Origin of the sequence: Streptomyces sp. NPDC096176 (genome assembly GCF_044763255.1) — a bacterium.
Classification (GTDB): Bacteria; Actinomycetota; Actinomycetes; order Streptomycetales; family Streptomycetaceae; genus Streptomyces.
In genome coordinates this window covers 1-16,329 of the sequence record NZ_JBIWFV010000021.1, presented here as the reverse complement: position 1 = coordinate 16,329, position 16,329 = coordinate 1, and the positions used below count along the sequence as shown (strand labels likewise).

Annotated in this window: 14 protein-coding genes; 4 read left to right on the top strand and 10 right to left on the bottom strand. The window is 69.9% G+C overall.

The features are described from left to right. Positions 1-9: 9 nt before the first annotated feature. The 9 genes from ACIQ7Q_RS33640 to ACIQ7Q_RS33600 all read right to left on the bottom strand — a co-directional run bounded on the left by ACIQ7Q_RS33640 (position 10) and on the right by ACIQ7Q_RS33600 (position 9,843). Entirely contained in the window at positions 10-426 is a 417-nt protein-coding gene (locus ACIQ7Q_RS33640) for a DUF6292 family protein (RefSeq protein WP_403870836.1), read from the bottom strand. 81 nt (positions 427-507) lie between these two features. Next, a complete protein-coding gene (locus ACIQ7Q_RS33635) occupies positions 508-1,026 on the bottom strand; it encodes a hypothetical protein (protein WP_403870834.1) in 519 nt (172 codons plus the stop codon). Beyond that, complete coding sequence (locus ACIQ7Q_RS33630) at positions 1,023-2,780, bottom strand: type IV secretory system conjugative DNA transfer family protein (protein ID WP_403870831.1); 1,758 nt, start codon at positions 2,778-2,780, stop codon at positions 1,023-1,025. Before ACIQ7Q_RS33630 ends, ACIQ7Q_RS33635 begins: the two co-directional genes overlap by 4 nt. Position 2,781: 1 nt before the next feature. Beyond that, entirely contained in the window at positions 2,782-4,335 is a 1,554-nt protein-coding gene (locus tag ACIQ7Q_RS33625) for a type VI secretion protein (protein ID WP_403870828.1), read from the bottom strand. After that, a complete protein-coding gene (locus ACIQ7Q_RS33620; protein WP_403870825.1) occupies positions 4,335-5,864 on the bottom strand; it encodes an SCO6880 family protein in 1,530 nt (509 codons plus the stop codon). Before ACIQ7Q_RS33620 ends, ACIQ7Q_RS33625 begins: the two co-directional genes overlap by 1 nt. Positions 5,865-5,867: 3 nt before the next feature. After that, entirely contained in the window at positions 5,868-7,397 is a 1,530-nt protein-coding gene (locus ACIQ7Q_RS33615; RefSeq protein WP_403870822.1) for a hypothetical protein, read from the bottom strand. 319 nt (positions 7,398-7,716) lie between these two features. After that, positions 7,717-8,508, bottom strand: coding sequence for a hypothetical protein (locus ACIQ7Q_RS33610; RefSeq protein ID WP_403870819.1), 792 nt, complete (start codon positions 8,506-8,508; stop codon positions 7,717-7,719). Beyond that, on the bottom strand, positions 8,505-8,885 hold the full coding sequence (locus ACIQ7Q_RS33605) for a hypothetical protein (RefSeq protein ID WP_403870816.1): 381 nt from the start codon (positions 8,883-8,885) through the stop codon (positions 8,505-8,507). Before ACIQ7Q_RS33605 ends, ACIQ7Q_RS33610 begins: the two co-directional genes overlap by 4 nt. Before the next feature lie 13 nt (positions 8,886-8,898). Continuing rightward, positions 8,899-9,843 carry a hypothetical protein gene (locus ACIQ7Q_RS33600; RefSeq protein ID WP_403870813.1) on the bottom strand — a complete coding sequence of 315 codons (945 nt, stop codon included), beginning with the start codon at positions 9,841-9,843 and terminating at the stop codon, positions 8,899-8,901. Between the two features lie 203 nt (positions 9,844-10,046). Between ACIQ7Q_RS33600 and ACIQ7Q_RS33595 the strand changes: the two genes are divergently transcribed. Both ACIQ7Q_RS33595 and ACIQ7Q_RS33590 read left to right on the top strand, forming a co-directional pair. After that, the gene (locus tag ACIQ7Q_RS33595; protein WP_403870810.1) at positions 10,047-11,084 is read left to right on the top strand and encodes a peptidoglycan DD-metalloendopeptidase family protein; all 1,038 of its coding nucleotides are present in this window, start codon (positions 10,047-10,049) and stop codon (positions 11,082-11,084) included. A 52-nt stretch (positions 11,085-11,136) separates the two neighbouring features. Then, positions 11,137-11,679 carry a hypothetical protein gene (locus tag ACIQ7Q_RS33590; RefSeq protein ID WP_403870807.1) on the top strand — a complete coding sequence of 181 codons (543 nt, stop codon included), beginning with the start codon at positions 11,137-11,139 and terminating at the stop codon, positions 11,677-11,679. A gap of 754 nt (positions 11,680-12,433) precedes the next feature. Here the strand turns inward: ACIQ7Q_RS33590 and ACIQ7Q_RS33585 are convergent. Further along, a complete protein-coding gene (locus ACIQ7Q_RS33585) occupies positions 12,434-15,112 on the bottom strand; it encodes an ATP-dependent RecD-like DNA helicase (RefSeq protein ID WP_403870804.1) in 2,679 nt (892 codons plus the stop codon). On the opposite strand from ACIQ7Q_RS33585, the gene ACIQ7Q_RS33580 reads away from it, so the two are divergent. Next, entirely contained in the window at positions 15,105-15,428 is a 324-nt protein-coding gene (locus ACIQ7Q_RS33580) for a Uma2 family endonuclease (protein ID WP_403870802.1), read from the top strand. The two genes, ACIQ7Q_RS33585 and ACIQ7Q_RS33580, sit on opposite strands and share 8 nt — an antisense overlap. A 253-nt stretch (positions 15,429-15,681) precedes the next feature. Next, entirely contained in the window at positions 15,682-16,203 is a 522-nt protein-coding gene (locus ACIQ7Q_RS33575; RefSeq protein WP_403870799.1) for an ATP-binding protein, read from the top strand. Positions 16,204-16,329 lie beyond the last annotated feature (126 nt).

Below are 16,329 nucleotides of genomic sequence, written 5' to 3'. Positions count from 1 at the left end.
GCGAGCGCGTCAGGCCGACGGGGCGTAGGCCGACAGACGCGCCTCGAACGCGTCGTCGTCGCTCTCGGGCAGCCGCTGCGGCCCGTCCTCCCGGCTCGGCGTCAGCCCGGGGTTCGACAGGACCATGTCGACCCAGCGGGCGACCCGGGCGGGCGCGGGCACCAGGTCCTCGCCCATGAACCAGTCGCTCGTACCTGCCTCGGCGGGCAGGTGGAGCACCCAGCCGTATGCCTCGTCCCAGACGAGTTCGAGGTCATCGTCCTCGTCGGCGTACGGACCGCCGTCCGGCACCTCCAGCGTGACGACGGCCGTGCGCACCGCCGGCGGGCGGCCGGTCACGGCGTGTCCCGCGACGGTCAAGCCGATGTCTTCGATCTCGGCGACCGCGGCTTGGACGTAGGGCTGGTGATCGGTGCGGATCGTCATGAGCACTACTCCTTCTGTGGTGGTTCCATCACGCCTGGTCGACCCGGGCGCCCCTGTTGGACCAACAGGGCCTGTAAGTGGCTACAGCGGTGCGTCGAGCTGCGCTATCGCCCGGTTGACCTCGGCCGCGGCCGGGTGCTGGGCGGGATCGGTCGTGGCCGGTGAGGTGAGGAGGTAGGCCTCGAACTCCTCGGCCTCTTCGGGGCGCGCCGGTGGGGGTAGCGGTGGTTCTTCGTGGCGGCCGGTGGCGCAGGCGGCCAGCTGCAGGCGTGGGGTGAGGGCGTGCAGGGTGTTGATCCAGTCGGCTTCGGCGAGGTCCCGTCCGGGCCCCTGTTCGCCGGCGTAGGTGCGTACCCAGCCCACGTAGAGGGCGGTGAGGTGCTCGACGACGGCGGAGTGCCGGTACCAGCAGTGCGGGATGACGTTGTGGAGCTCGAAGGCGCGGCGCAACCAGTCGACCCAGACGGCCATCTCCCGCAGCCGCGCGCGCCGATCGGGCGGGGACATGGCCGCCCACACCCAGCGCCGCGGCTCCGGAGCATCGGCGGCCGCAGGCATGTCGGGCCACAGAGCTGCCGGGTTGTCCAGGGGATCCGTCACGGCCGGACCTCCTTGTCCAGCGGGACCGCTGCGCGCCGGGCGGCAGGGACCTCGGCCTCGACGGCTGCGGCCGCGGGGGCGGGCGGGGCGGCGGCGAGCAGCTTCTTGAGGTCCTTGTCCCGGAACGTGAGCCGCATCTTCACCTTGATCGGCGGCAGGTTGGAGTACTGGGCGATCGCGGTGAAGTCGGGAAGCTGCTGCAGCGAGTGGACAGGGGCGAGGTCGGTCTCAGTCGGCGAGGAGTTGGTGGAGAAGGACCCGCCGGAGCGGCCGTGGGAGGTCCGCTCGATCTCGGTGCGGCCGTACAGGCCGGAGAAGTAGCGCAGGGTCTCCAGGTCGCCGCAGCCGGGCAGCAGCATCCGCAGACCGGAGGCACTCAGAACGGTGTTGGCCTTCTGGGTGCCGAGCCGGTCACGCAGTTGGGACAGGTCGTGCCACACGGTCAGGACGTCGATGCCCATGCCCCGGCCGGTGGTGAGGATGTTCGGCAGCCGCGGGTAGCGCAGCATGTTGCCGGCCTCGTCGACCAGCACGCCCAGCGAGGGGTCGAGCGGCTTGCCGGTGGCGTTGTAGCGGACCTCGGCGCCGTGAATGATCGACGCGATGATCGAGGTCAGCAGCGGGGCGAACCGCTCGGCGTCCGCCTCGGACGCGATCAGGCAGACGGTGCCGTTCTTCTCCAGCAGCTGTTCCACGGTGAAGTCGGTGCCGGAGCAGGTCTCGCGGACCTCTTCGTCGGCGTAGACGCGGGCCAGCACGTTGAGGCTGAACTGGATGGAGCCGACGCCGTCCTCGTGCAGGCGCAGCCAGGGGGAGGCGTAGTCGTCGGCGACTTCGGTGTAGCCGTGCTGCAGCAGGACGGCGCGGACGTGGTCGACGGCGTCCTTGCCGAGCCCGAGCCAGCGGCGCATCGCGGCGACGCCGCCGCCGGAGAGGTTCGCGGCCAGCAGCACGCCCTTGAGGACGTTCTTGGCCTGGTCGATCCAGGGGGCGGCGCGCTTGTCGTCGCTCGATGAGGAAGCCTCGGCCATCCAGGCGGCCATCCGGTCGGCGGCCTTGGCGTCGCTGCAGTAGTCGACCGGGGACCACTTGTTGGACGTCCGGCCGGGGATGCCGGCCGGGGCGATCACCCAGACCGGTCCGAGCGTCCGGCGGCGGGCGTAGATGATGTCCAGGTCGGCGGCCTTGGTGGTGGTGACCACCAGCGGCCCTTGCCACTCGGCCGCGTTCGGCAGCACCAGGCCGGTCGTCTTCGACGAGCCGGGCACGCCGAAGACCGTGGCGGAGATGTTGGGTTTCGCGGCCACGATCTTCTTTGTGCGCAGTCCGCGCCCGGCGGTGAGGCGGTTGGCCCGGGCCTTGGGGTCCTGGGGGGCGGCGAGCTTCCTCTCGACCTTCGCGCCACCCCACTGGGCCCCGCCGGTGCGGCCGAAGCCGTTGAGCGCGGAGACCGCTTTGAGCACCAGGGCGAAGATGACTACGACCAGTGGGACCAGGAGCAGGTAGAACAGCCAGCTCGGCGGGGCGGGTTCGTAGACGGAGGCCGGCCCTCGTACGACGGCGCTGAGCACGGTGGTGGGGATCTGGCTGTCACTGGTGGCCCAGCCGCGGCCGGACAGCAGTGCGGCAAGCGGGGCGGCCGTCAGGACTGCGATGCCGACGGTGAGGACCAGGCCCGCGCCGTAGGCGGCGAGCAGGCTGTTGTCGTCCAGGGCCGCGCCGCCGGCGCCCCGGCCGGTCTTCTCGGCGGCCATGTCAGATCACCATCTTCTCGTCGGTCTCGAAGAGCTTCTCCTCGGTGTGGGACAGGACGAGTTGGACGGCGTGGGAGCCGCCGCCGCGGCCGACCTTCCACAGGGCGCGGCCGCGCTGCCCGGCGCCCCATGAGCCGATCAGGTCGCATTCGGCGTCGGTCAGCCCGATGGCCTCGCGGGTGATCTGCAGGGGCCGGGTGTCCTGGGCGAGCTGGATGCGGGTTTCGCAGGAGGAGATCAGGTCTTTGGCGACGGCGACCGCCTCCGAGCCGGCCGCGCCGACCGACTCGAAGTCGGAGAGCCGGTGGGTGGCCAGGACCTGGATGGTGCCGGTGGCGCGGGACAGGCGCAGGTCGGCGTCGATCTTCTTGACCATAGAGGCGCCGCCGGAGCGCATCTGGCGCCACAGCTCGTCGCGGACGACGACCCAGGGGCGGTTGCCGGGCCGGTCGATGGCGGACTGGGCCCAGGAGGAGACGCAGGACAGGACCATGGCCACGGTCTCGTCGCCGTACCCCTCGAGGGCGCTGATGTCGACGGACTGGATCGGGGCGTCCCAGTCCAGGCCGATCGATGTCTCCTGGTCGAACAGGCCGCCCAGGTGGCCGTTGACCATGCCGCCGAGCGCGGAGCGGATGGAGACCATCTGCTCGCGCGCGAGCTGCACCTCGCCGTCGCGCACCCGCAGTTCGCGGGCCATGGCCTCGCTCGGGTCGCGCAGCTTGTCGTAGACCAGCGGCAGTGTCGGCACGGCGAGGCGGGACTGCCCGTACAGCTCGCCGGTCACCTCGCGCACCGCGACGTCGAGCGCCTCCTCCTCCTGCGGCTGCAGCGTGCGCTTGAGCTGGAGCTCGAGCAGGGCCTTGAGCAGAGTGAGGCGACGGCGGTGGATCTCCTGCAGGCGGCTGCGGAACTCCGCCGGATCGTGTACGTCTTCGAGCCCCACACCGAGCGGGCCTGCGTCCAGCGGGTTGAGCCGGCCGGGCAGCCCGGGACCGAGCCTCACCGGCTCGACACCGAGGTGGCGGCAGAGTCCGGCGTACTCTCCCTTCACGTCCCCGGCGATCAGGGTGCGGTGCCCGAACGCCATCAGCCGGAACGCCAGTGCCTTGACGTGCGCGGACTTCCCCGACCCCGGGATACCGGTGATCATCACGTTCGGGTTGGTGCACAGCCCTTCACTGACCCACACCGCGGGGTGAGCGGAGAAGGCTTGAGTGGTCAGGGTGTTCTGGCCGATGTAGGCGCCGACCGGCGGCAGGGTGGCGGCGTGCAGGAAGGGGTAGGCCCCGGCCGCCGTCGTGGTGTCCGCGCGGACGACCTCGGTGCGCGGCAGAGCGGCGGCCCGGCCGGCAAACGGCTGCGGCCATCCCTTGCGCGGGGCGATCCGCATGACGGTGTCGGGGTTCTCCAACAGCCGTGCCCGGCGCTGTTCGCGGGCGGACTGCGCCGCTTGCGCGGGAACGCTGCGGTTCTTCAGTCCGGTGGCCTCGCCGAGCCCGGCAGCCTCCAGGAGGGTGTCGCCGCCGGTGCGGCGGCGTGAGAGCAGTCCCATCAGAAGCCCATTCGTCGATCGGGCAGGCCCTGGCCGAGGGGCAGCGCGGCGGCTGCGAAGCCGACGTCCTGGGCGCCCCACATGCGCCGCAGCTCCAGCCCGGCGGAGGCGGCATCGGCCTGGAGCTCGGCGCACGCCGTCTCCAGCTCGTCGACGCTGGTGACGGTGACGGCGAGGACCGCGGTCATCCGCACCACACCTTGGCCGGCGGCCCGGGCAGCGTCCTGGGTCCGGGCGATGAGCGCCTCGCGCCGCTCGTCCTCGCTCTCGTCGCGGCCGGTCTTGGCCCGCAGGTGGCGGGCGGAGCTGCGCTTGGCCTTCTCGCGCGCCAGCTCCTGGCGGGCACGGCGGGGGCCGATGGGCTCGTAGACGAGGCTCATGGAGCGGCGAGCGTTCTGCCGGGGGCGCAGCAGGGGCTGCAGGAAGGTGGCGTAGACCTCGGCCTGCGGCCAGGTCCGGACCTGGTAGCTGACGGTCCAGGCTCCGTCGTGGCGGTAGGTGCCCCAGGCGTTCTCGGCGGCCGCCGGTCCGGCGAGTGCCGGGTCGACGCCGGGCGGGGTGCCGGTCCAGCCTTCTTCCTCGGCGGCCGCGTTGCGGGTGGCGAGCTCGAGCTGGGCATCGGGGTCGTAGGCGGTGCGCACGGTCTGGGCGACGGCACGCGGCGAGAGCCATTCGACGACCTGCAGGCTCGCGGTGCTCAAGGCGCCGAGCATGGCGGTGGTTTCGCGCACCAGGACGGCGGCTGCGCCGACCTGGCCGCCGCCGGCGCCCTTGATGGCGAGCCGAGCGCGGGCGGCGGACATCGTCACCGACAGGTAGGTCTCCCTGGAGGTGGCGGCCGGGCCGGCTCCCTCCATGACCTCCGCCAGTGCGGTGACCGCCGCCGCCGGGGCGTCGGGGGTGACATGGCGTGCGGTCCATGACCGCAGTGCGGCCCCGTCGTCGGGCAGGCACCGCTGGTGCACCGAGATCCGCACGATGGGGGAGTCCTCGGTGCAGAACGAGCGGAGCAGCCCGGCCCAGGCGGCGACCCGGGCGTTCTGCTTGTCGGTGTCGACCAGCGCCAGGCCGGGGAAGGTGATGCGGGCTACGGCGGTGTAGACGCCGGCGACCGGGTCGTGCACGACGCCGAGCTGCCCGCCGAGCCCGTCCGGGGCCTGAAGGATCCGCAGCCGGGCCAGAACGCCGGGCAGGTCCATGGGCTGCTCGCCCGTCGTCTTGGAGGCGGGAGCGAACGCCCCGCTGAAGAACAGGTTCTGCTTCTTTGCCACGGCGATCTGATGCCTTACTGCGAGGACGATCCATTCATCGGCGCTCAGGCCCATGACCCGCCCGAAGGCGAGCAGGAGCAGGAGCAGGGACATCGGCACGCACAGCAGAGCGGCGCTCCAGCTGCCCATGTTGATCGGGATGAGCGCGAGGACCGACGCGGCAGCCACCAGGGCGAAGCCGGGTCCGGACAACCGTCCGATGAAGCCGGACTTCTCCGATTGCCAGCCGCCGTAGGTGACGGGTTGTGAATTCGCCACGGATCAGCCCCCATTCCGGTTGGGTGTTGCGCCGTCGCTGGGAGCGGACGGTCGTGGGGCGGGCGGCGGAACCGATTCCCGCACGGGTGGCGGCGCGGCCGGGCCCGCGGGGGCGGGCACGTCGTCCTCGGCAGGTGCCGAAGCGGCACTGGGGCTCCCGCTGCGGCGGGGGGCGATGACGGCGTGGCGGCCGCCGGGGGATCCGCTGTCCAGCCCTGCGTGCGCTGCGGTGTTGGCCATGCCCGATTCCATGACGTCCTTGCCGGCGGCCAGGACCTGCAGGGGCAGGCCGATCGAGCCCCTGACCTTGGCGCCGAAGCTGCGTCCGGCCGCGTTGGAGCCGCTGGACATCGTCTGGGCAGTGTCCTGCTCCAGCGCTCGGGTGTAGCCGCTGCCGTCGCCGACCGTGCCGGCTCCGGCCATCTCGGGCCGATAGCCACCCGCGGACGCGGCAGACGATCCGATGGAGCTCATCAGGCCGGACGCGACCGAGCTGCCGCCGCCGACGGTGGAGAAGGTCATGAACTTGGCGATCACCGGCCAGGCGAAGCAGGCCAGCAGGAAGATGACCAGGCCGACGAACATGTTCTGCGCGCCCTTGCCCTCGGCCATCGCTCCGAAGCCGATCGCGAAGCAGACCACGATCATCGGCTTCATCAGAATGAGCGCGATCAGGGCATTGCGGGCCTTGGGCCACCAGTCCGAGGTGGCGTCCGAGAGCTGTCCCGCCAGTACGACCGGCATGGTCGCGACGAGGATCATGATTCCCGCCTGGCGCAGCAGGACCTCGATCCACAGGGCGCCGATGGCAAGGATGCACACGATGCCGATCACGATGATGGCGCCCACCGCGGCGGCCGTGATGCTTTCGCCAGCGAGCACGGCCCCGCCGACGGACGCGGCGCCACCGCCGCCGATCAGACTGCCGAAAAGGGTGCCGAGCTGCTGCTGCATGGCCTTGGTGGCGTCGGCTTCGCCGCTGCCGCCGCCTTCGAAGGTGTAGTTGATGATCCAGCTGCTCACGGCGTCCGACCAGCTCAGTGCCGTCTGGGTCGCGATCCAGTACACGGAGGAGATGACGGCCCACTTCGCCAGGCCGACGAACGCAGTGGCGGCCGGCTCGCCCTTCTGGCTGAGGCCGACCTTGCCGAACTGCAGCAACAGCAGGAACGTGGCGATCACGGCGGACAGCGCGGTCATGATGCCGGTGACCGACCCGATGCCGGTCTCGTCGAGTTTGATGGTGGACGAGGAGTTGAAGATCTGCGCGAACTCGGACAGGAGCCAGACGACGGCCTTGCCGATGTAGTTCGCCGCTTCCTTCAGGGCGTCCGATGCCATCTCGGAGATCTTGCCGCCCACCCATTCCAGTGGCCCTTTGGACGGTGGCGGGTAGAGCTTGTGGCCCTTCGCCAAGCAGTCACGGAAGATGCCGCCCTTCTCGACGCACTCGGTGACGTACTCGTTCAGCTTTTTGAACTCCGGCGCGGTCTTGTCGTGGTAGCCCTTGCGCCACTTCTCCAGCTCGCGCATCTCATAGGCGTGCCGGTCTTCGTTGGAGCAGTCAGGATTCTCGTGGCACCGATCCCACGTGCCGGGGACGTCGCCAGGCACGAGGGTGCAGTTGTCGGCTTCGCCGACGATGCACCAGTTGCCCTCGTCGTTGATGCCAGCAACCTGGCCGCCTTCCCCCCATTCCTTTGGGGGAGGCTTGGGCGGACCGTAGTCGGCATTCGTGCGCGGGTCAGGCTTGGCCACTGTTGCCGCAGATGCCCCGGCAGCGCTCAGGCCGAAGGAAAAGATCAGAACCAGTAGCAGGGACAGCGCCTGACCCGCAGGTCTCACGACCCGTTCAGTCCGCACGCCGCACCTGCCACCAGCCATCGTCCCAGGCGTAGGGGCTGTCCTTGTCGTAGGCCACCGGGAACGTGCGCTTGCTCCAGTACTGCGGCTCGTTGGTCAGCCGCCACGCCCCGTCCTGCCACTTCAGGATGTAGTCGGTGGCGTCCCCCTTGAGCGGGTCCTTGTCCGGGCCGCCGTCCGGGCTCGTGGCATAGCGGTCAAAGTTCAGCCACACATGGACCACGTCGCCCAACGGAACACCCGACGCCCTGATGCTTCTGCCGCGGACGGCTTCGACGGTGGTGGTGAAGGTCAGACCGACGGGCGCCGGCCCGGACGGCGGAAGCCCCACGCCCTCGCGCAGCTTGCGGACTTCGGAGATCTGCTCGTCGATGAAGCCGGGGGCGTCCGGCGAGGTGACCACCTCGAGCTGCTGCCGGGCCTTCTGGTCATCCAGCCAGGCGTACTCCTCGTGGAAGTACACCGCCGCCGACATGGCGCCCATCGCCGTGTGCGGGAAGCCGGTGGATACGCCGTTCTTCTGGCCGGTCGGAGCGACCAGCTTCATCTTCTGCGCCTTCTCCGGGGTCATCGCCTTCCCTGCCCCGTTGCCGGCAGAGCTGGAGGGAGAGGGCTTGGCCGTTGCGGACGGCTTCCCCGACGTCCCGGACGACTCATCGCCCCCCAACAGGAGGAACGCAGTGACTCCGCCGCCGACAAGGGCCGCGCCGACCAGCGTTCCGAGCCCGATCAGAGTGAGTTTCGCCCGGCGGGCCTTGCGGTCATGGGCATCCACGGTCACGCCCCGCCCTTCGTCATGTTGTAGAAGGCCAGGACAAGAGCGCTGGTCACACCGATACCGCCCGCCCCGATCAGGCTCCAGAGGATGCCCTGCTTACCGCGGGCGGCGAGCTGTGCGCGTTCGGTGTTGTGGCCGACGGCCACGAAAGCCCAGCCGAGCAGACCACCGAGGACGGCACCGGCCAGACCGAGCCCGGCCGTCCACGCGAGGATGGTGTTGACCGGGTTCGAGACCGAGGGCGGCAGAGCCGGCGTCACCCCCGGCACGGGGCCGCCACCGCCACCAGTGCCGCCGTCCTTCTTCGGATCGTCAGCGGCGAGGACCTGCCAATGAGGGTCGGCGGCGATGTTGGTCAGGGCTTCCATGATCTGGCTCATAGCGGACACCTCGTCAAAATGTGGGGACAGAAGGGGAAAGCGGGCGGGGTCGCGGCGCATGGGGTAGTGGCTCTCCCCAGGTGGAGTGCGCCGCGGCCAGGACGGCGTCCGCGAGTGCGGTGGCCGCTTGGCGGGTGCGGGAGCGCAGCCGAGAGGGTTCGCGCAGCCCGTGGGCGCGGATGCTCGGATCGTGAGGAAGCTGCACCACGGCGGAAACTCGGGGGTCGAGCATGGTGGCTCCGGCCCGCACGACCGCCGGCGGACGTCCGTCGGAGCTGCTCACCAGTACCGCGACCGTGCGCTGCAGCGGCAGGCCTTCGGCGTGCATGGCCATCACGGCCTGCTGAAGTGCTTGGACTCCGCTCGCGGTGGCGGCCGCGCACAGAACCGGTATGGCGAACGGCAGGTTGCACCAGCCACGCGTCAGGCCCACGCGGTCCTCACAGCGGGCAGCAAGGACGTCGTGGGCGACCGGGTGCGAGGTGTCGGCGACGACAGACTGCCAGCCGCCGATCGCTGCCAACTGGTGCCATGCGGCAGGGTCCTGCGGAAGTGAGAGGGGTGCACTGTGCCACTCGCGGGCGTCGGTGAGGACCTGCCACGACGTCTCCGCCGCCAAGCCCGGCCGCTGTGCTGCAGCCTGGCGCACCAGGGCACGCGACAGCGGACGGTCGGAAGGCAATGACGACAAGCCCTGTACCGGCTGCCCGTGTGTCCAGGCCGGCCACGGCGACGACAGTCGAGGCCCGGTGTCCAGTACCGCCGTCCGGCCGGAGAGCGCCAAACCACAGGCCAGCAGATTGGCCACCGTCGACCGCCCGCTGCCGCCGGTGGCCGCCATGACCGGCACCATCAAGCGAGCAGCTTCCGGCAGTTTCGGCGTCGCCGAATTACCCCGTTTCGCCACTATTCCCCCGAAATAATGCTGCAAATATTCGCGCGCGTTAATTCGTCGCACTTTCGCGAGCGCATGCAGAGCGCATCGAAACCCTACACGTTGCCTCTTGAGCCCAGCAGACGGATTATCACCATCCTTATTGGCGTGCCCAGATGGCATAGTGTCACGCGAGCTCACAGGTCATTCGCCTGGTAGGGCATAGGGCTGGCGCTGGGGAGAGCGCCTTTTCAGTGAGCAAACGAAACAAGCCAGAGGGGGGACTGGTGGGGTTCAAGCGCGTGGTCGCGCTCGTGGGAGCCGGAGCGGTCATGACCCCCGTGGCGCTCGGGCTCGGAGTGGTCATGCTGATCGCCGTGTTCGATGACGAAGACGGTGGGGGCGGCAGTATTCAGCAGCCGACCGGCAGCGGGCTCAGGATCGGCAAGAACGGGGTTCCGCCGCAGTACGCGCAGTTGGTTCTGGACGCCTCCGCGTCGTGTGACCAGGGCCTGCCACCCGCGATCTTGGCGGCGCAGCTGAAGCAGGAGTCGGGTTTCAGGCCCGACGCGGGATCTCCCGTGGGCGCGCAGGGCATCGCGCAGTTCATGCCCGGTACGTGGGAGACCTGGAAGGTGGATGGCAACGGCGACGGCAAGGCCAGCGTCTGGGACCCCGAGGACGCCATCCCAGCCCAGGCCAACTTCATGTGCTCGCTGCTGAAGAAGGGCAAGAAGCACCCCGAGTATCGAGGCAGCCCGATAGAGCAGGCACTGGCCGGCTACAACGCCGGATGGGGCCGCGTCGACCAGTACCGCGGCGTGCCGCCCGTCACGTTCGCCAACGGCGAGACGTACAACTACGTCAAGAACATCATGGCGATGTCTGCCGACATGGCGGCGAGCGGCGCGGACGCCTCCGGCGGCTGGACCTTGCCGACCGACGGTCCCGCAGGCACCCCGTACCGTCAGCGCGGGCCGATGTGGTCCAGCGGCTACCACACCGGCATCGACTTCGTCGTCCCCGTCGGGTCACCGCTCAGGTCCATCGGGCCCGGCACCGTCGTGACGGCCGGCCCGGGCGGCCCCTATGGCACCCAGGTCGTCATCCGCCACCCTGACGGCATGTACAGCCAGTACGCCCACCTCTCCCGGCTCGAGGTCAGGGCGGGGCAGAAGGTGGAGGGCGGGACCCGCATCGGCCTGTCGGGCGCCACCGGCAACGTGTCCGGACCCCACCTGCACTTCGAAGTGCGCACCGGCCCCGACTACGGCTCGGACATCAGCCCGATCCCGTACCTGCGGCAGCATGGCCTGAACATCTGACCACCGCCATGAGCAGCACATCGCACAGACCTCGCCCCAAGGGAGATCAGCAGTGTCCGAGCAAGACCTCTACCTCCCGTGGGGCACCGTCACTCCGACCTTCTGGGAGACGGGCGGCTCGCCGAAGCCCTCTCTCCCTGCTGCGGAGCCGCCTCCGGTACCGGAAGCCGTACGCCAGGAGCTCGCCGCCATTGCGGCCGCCGGGGCGGCCGGGCACCTTGCGGAGGCCTCAGCGAGCGCGCACCGCCTCGACGTTCAGATCACCGCGCAGCACGGCGAGGCCCATCTCCACACGATCCAGATCCGCGAAGTGCGCGCACACCTGGCACACCTGGCCGGCGACCATGCCGGTGCGGTCGGCTGGTACCTGCACACCGCGCGGCTGCGCGCCACCGTGCAAGGCCGCGGACACGCCGATACTGCTCACGCCACCAAGCTCGTCTACAGCCTGTGGCGAACGCTGCCATCGGCAGACGCCCAGCGTCTGGGCGCGGAGCTCCTCACGGCACTCACGGAGATTCACGGCCCGGACTCGCCCGCAGCCATCCGCACACGACACCGACTGGCCTCACTCACCGAACCCGCGTCCACCTGACGCGAAAGGGGTGCACAAGAGCCTTGTGTACCCGTTTTACATTGCCCTGACCAGGGCAGATACGCGAAGTCGGGGTGTTCAGACGCCTCCCGGTTGTGGAGGCATGTCTTAAGAGTCGGTACCGTGGACGCAGCTACTCACCGGCCGAAGGGAAACTACCTTTCCACTTCAGTCAGTGAAGGCTAGACAACAGCACGAAACCCCACCCCGCGATGCTGGCCAGCTGTAGGGATGGGGCCTCGTCCGTCGAAGCGCATCAGGTCCTAGTCGAATCCTCGGCTGGGACCTTTTGCTTCGGCACGCTAGCTCCAGCGATCCACCATCCAGGCGGTAAGGCCGGCGACACCAGCCGCCGCCGAAATCCACTCGGGCGTGATCGCAGGAGGCTTCACGCGCTTCCTCCAACGACCCATCAGCTCCCGTAGGAACGTCAAGGTCCACCTCCTTCCTGAGCTCCCGGACGGGAGTCCAGCGGCGTCTGCGGGATCGGACCGTCAGACGAGGGACCACCTTGTCGACAACCCCAATTGACGGCTGCGACAACACGCTCGAAGAAGACGGGCCAAAGCCTACCGGTGCCCTACCGACAGCCGATCCGGTCGGGGTCAAGTCACAAGGCCGATACCACAGCAAACCAGGCAGGCCGACCCATCGAAGACTTCCCTCGATGGAGGTATGTGCTCCACGTCTACGCAGGTGAGCGGCTCTCTCGCGAACAGGTCCGGTTTCACCATGGGTTGTGAAACCGGGGATGTCAGACTGAAGCGCCCCAAGGGGGAACTTGGGGACCAGAGCGGTCGCTCAGCACAGGCTGACGGTGGAGCGGTTCGACTGCCCGTCGCTGTGCCGTCATGCGCCGGGCCTGATGCTGGAGGGCCTCATCGCGGGCTGCGGCTTCCCGCTGATGCTGGCCGGGAGCCTGCTCGGCGATGCGCCGGCGGAGCTCCTGCTCCGCCTTGATCACGTCCGCGTCCGCGCGGAACGTCTCCACGCTTGCCCGAAGTTCGACCACTTGCGCACGAGCTCGCCGGACCGTCTCGGCACGGTCGGCGTTGATGCGCTCCTCGAGGGCGGGCAACTGGGTGCGCATCCGCGCCAGCAGCTCGAGCTGCACGGCAGCGGTGGGCACCTGCCCGTCGGCGATGGAGCCACGAATGGCGCTCGCGAGCGGAGAGGCGCTGATCGTCTCCCATGCCTGGTGCTGCGCCTCTCGGGCCGCCTGAACGGCCTGCTGGTGTGCCTGTTCGGCGGTGTCGGTCTGGGCTGTGTACTGAGCGATCAACTGCTGCTGTTCCGCACGCGATGTGCCGGCCAGGCGCAGCGCGATCCTGCTGCGCTCTGATGCACGTTGGACCGTATCGAGAATCTCGCGGGCGCGTGCGGCATCGGCGCCCGCCCGAGCCGCGGTGTCGGCGTGCTGCTGGGCGAGCTTGTTCAGCTGCTCCGCGCTGTCGATCAGAACTGAGGTCTCGGTCGCGATGCGGCGGCCGGGGGAGGGCTGGCGTGCGAGCTCGACCGCCCCTGCGGTGACTTCGCGTGCCCGTTCGCCTGCGGCCTGCTCGGCATGGGCGGCACGACGGGTCAGCTCGGTGAGCTTCGCCGTCAGCTGTGAATAGGCCCAGCCGCCGCATGGGCGGGCGGTCTTGTCGTCCCACGACGGGAACTCCGGCTCGTCGCTCGGTGCAGGGGCGACGGGTTCGGGAGCGGCGCGCAGCTGGTCGCTGACCATGCCGTCCGGCTGGTCCTGCTTGAGCAGTTTCGCGTAGGCGTGCAGAGCCCGGTCCAGGCGCTCGGCCTCGCTGCCTGGGTCTCCGAGATGGGCGCGGGTCTCTTCGTCCTCGAGGACGGCGGTGGGCAGCCACAGGTGGTTCTCGGTGCGGGCCCGGGTGATGCCGGGGTAGAGGGCGAACGCGTTCGCTCCGAGCCCGTACAGCAGGGCGGTGTCCGTGGTGAGTCCTTGGGAGGCGGCGATGGTCATCGCGTAGCCCAGGGAGAGGGCGCCGTGGGCGATCTGGCCGGGGTTCAGCCAGGCCTGTCCGTAGGTGCCGCTCTCGCGCCGCCAGGTGATCTGTACGTTGCGGGCGTCGTCGATCGCGGTGACGACGGCGCGGTAGCCGTTGAGGACGTCGGGTCCGGCGCCGCGTCGGCTTCGGTAGTCGTTCTGCCGCACGCGCACGATGTCGCCGACGGCCAGGGTGAGCTTCTCGCCCCGGGGGCGGGCGTAGGTGTGGGTGGTGCCGAGTTCGCCGGCGGCGCGCCGGATGGCCTGGGCTCCGGCGTTGAGCACATCGACGTCCGCGTTGCGGGCGGCCAGCACCACGAGGTTCGCGACCGTGTCGTGCGCGTCGGGCCAGCGGCTGCGTGCCTCGTTCCACGCGGTCAGGATCTGCGCATGCGCCTGCTCGGCGGTGTCGGTGGCGTGGACGCGGCCGCCGTCGGCGAGCAGCCGCAGGGCCTGCTCGCGGGCGCCGTCGCGCCAGACCTCCAGGGCCAGGCGCTCGGCGGCGTCCTTTTGGCGCCGGTTGGTGTGCAGGACGGTGCCGCGGATCAGCCGGTGGATCTCCTCGAATCCGCCGCCGGGGCCGATCGCCTGCAGCTGCTGCGGGTCGCCGACACCGATGACCTTGGTGCCCGTGGCGGCGGCGGCGGTCAGCAGGCGCGCCAGGGAACGGTCGTCGGTCATGACCGCTTCGTCGAGGACCAGGACGTCGATGCCCCGCAGCCCGGCGCCGCTCTCGATGCGCTGCAGCCAGGACGCCACCGTGCGCACGGGGATGCCGGATCCCTCGAACAGGTTCTGCGCGGCCACGGCGGACAGGGAGGCGCCCGCGTAGGTCATGCCGACGGCGTCCCAGCCGGTGCGGCAGGCCTCCATGAGCGAGGTCTTGCCCGATCCGGCGACGCCGATGACCGCGTCCACGCCGTGACCGGCGGTCAGCAGCCGCTGGACGGTGGCGCGCTGCTCGTCACCGAGCGCGAAGCCGGAGGCGACCTCGAAGACCCCGAGCGCGGCCGCGGCCTGGTCTGCGGTCAGCTGCGCCGAACCGTCCGCGTAGCGGAAGCGGGCCTGGTCGACGATGACCTGCTCGGCATCCAGGATGTCCTGGGTGGTGTAGCGGTCGGTGTTGCTCATGGCGACCGAGCCGCGATGGGGAAGCGCCCGCGCGAAGCCGGGTACGGCCAGGACCTGGTCGGCGAGCTGGTCGAGCGCGTCCGTGTTCAGGCCGTACGGGCAGGAGTTGGCGACGGCGGCCAGCAGTTGGGCGCGGTGGAACTCCTTCTCGCTGCTCGTGAGTCCGCGCTCCGGGTCGAAGACCTCCCGGGCGATCGCGTCCGGCGGCGGGATCTGCGGTCCGGTCGGTCCGCCGGCGGCGAGGCCTGCGTCCGGCCCGGGCCCGGGGGCGGCGGCCGCGACCATGGCGTCGATGTCCATGCCGAGGGCTTCGGCGCGCCGGCGCCAGTGGGCCGCCGCCGAGGCGGGTCTCGCGATCGACGCGCACGACGTGCTCCTGGTCGTCGAGATCGCCTCCCCCTCCACGCGGGTCACGGACCGCACGATGAAGCCGTCTCTGTACGCGGCGGCCGGGATCGCCCACTACTGGCGCCTGGATCTGGAACCCGCTCCCTGCCTCTACCTCGGCACCCGCGCGGGCGTTGGTTATGAGGAACGCGTTGTCCAGGCTGGCCGATCCGCCGATTTGGCAGCCCCGTTCCAGATCACGCTCGACCCCGGCCACCTGACCCGCTAGCTAGCACCCCCGCTGCTTCTTTCCAGCGACAGCAGGGGAGTTCTCGGTGCTGGGCAGCGGCAGCATGTGCCCTCGTTGCTCAGGTTGGCTGCGAGGGCGTCTTCTGAGCCGAAGCGCGATAGTTGGCACTGGGGCAGGCTTTTTGTCACCGACTGGGAGGCATGCCCAGCCAATGCGACCGTTTCGTGACAGGCGGCACCTGATCTTGGCGGTTGAGACCGCTTGCGTCTCGCACGGCGATAGCGTTGGTTCCATGATCGTATGGCTCAACGGCACGCACGGTGCAGGCAAGACGACGACCAGTGCACTCGTGCAGCAGCTGATCCCGGATTCACGGGTGTTCGATGCCGAAAAGGTCGGCGAGACGCTCATGGACATCAAGCCGGGGCTGCCCTGGACGGGTAACTTCCAGGACTGGTCGCCGTGGCGGCCGCTCGTGGTCGAGACCGCCCGCCGCGTACTCGACTACACCGGTGGCACTCTGGTGATGCCCATGACTGTCCTGGTCGAGCAGTACTGGCGCGAGATCAGCTCGGGCCTCGCGCAACATGCGATTCCGGTACGGCATTTCGTTCTCCATGCTGACCAGGACACCCTCCGCGGGCGCATCAAGGGGGATACGGACCTTGGTCCTTCCCCGTTCCGTCTCGCACACCTCGAGGCGTACGCCGAGGCGGCCCGCACGTGGCTGCACGGTGAGGCCGAGGTCGTCGACACTACGCACCTCACGCCCGCCGCGGTCGCCCTGCAGATCGCGGAGACCCTCGACAGTTGAGGTCCGCCCGTCGATCTTCGCTACCGGTGACACATGGAGCCCTTTCCAACCTGACTGCAGTGCGGGGGCGTTGGTGGGCTTGGGTTGTACGGAACGACGAAGCTCCTGGTAGACGGGTTCTCGACC

What these genes read in the sequence shown, in the direction of transcription:
- ACIQ7Q_RS33640 (WP_403870836.1), bottom strand. Translation starts at nt 426, where the DNA reads ATGACGATCCGCACCGATCACCAGCCCTACGTCCAAGCCGCGGTCGCC.
- ACIQ7Q_RS33630 (WP_403870831.1), bottom strand. Translation starts at nt 2,780, where the DNA reads ATGGCCGCCGAGAAGACCGGCCGGGGCGCCGGCGGCGCGGCCCTGGAC.
- ACIQ7Q_RS33625 (WP_403870828.1), bottom strand. Translation starts at nt 4,335, where the DNA reads ATGGGACTGCTCTCACGCCGCCGCACCGGCGGCGACACCCTCCTGGAG.
- ACIQ7Q_RS33615 (WP_403870822.1), bottom strand. Translation starts at nt 7,397, where the DNA reads ATGCGCGAGCTGGAGAAGTGGCGCAAGGGCTACCACGACAAGACCGCG.
- ACIQ7Q_RS33605 (WP_403870816.1), bottom strand. Translation starts at nt 8,885, where the DNA reads ATGAGCCAGATCATGGAAGCCCTGACCAACATCGCCGCCGACCCTCAT.
- ACIQ7Q_RS33580 (WP_403870802.1), top strand. Translation starts at nt 15,105, where the DNA reads ATGTCCATGCCGAGGGCTTCGGCGCGCCGGCGCCAGTGGGCCGCCGCC.
- ACIQ7Q_RS33585 (WP_403870804.1), bottom strand. Translation starts at nt 15,112, where the DNA reads ATGGACATCGACGCCATGGTCGCGGCCGCCGCCCCCGGGCCCGGGCCG.
- ACIQ7Q_RS33575 (WP_403870799.1), top strand. Translation starts at nt 15,682, where the DNA reads ATGATCGTATGGCTCAACGGCACGCACGGTGCAGGCAAGACGACGACC.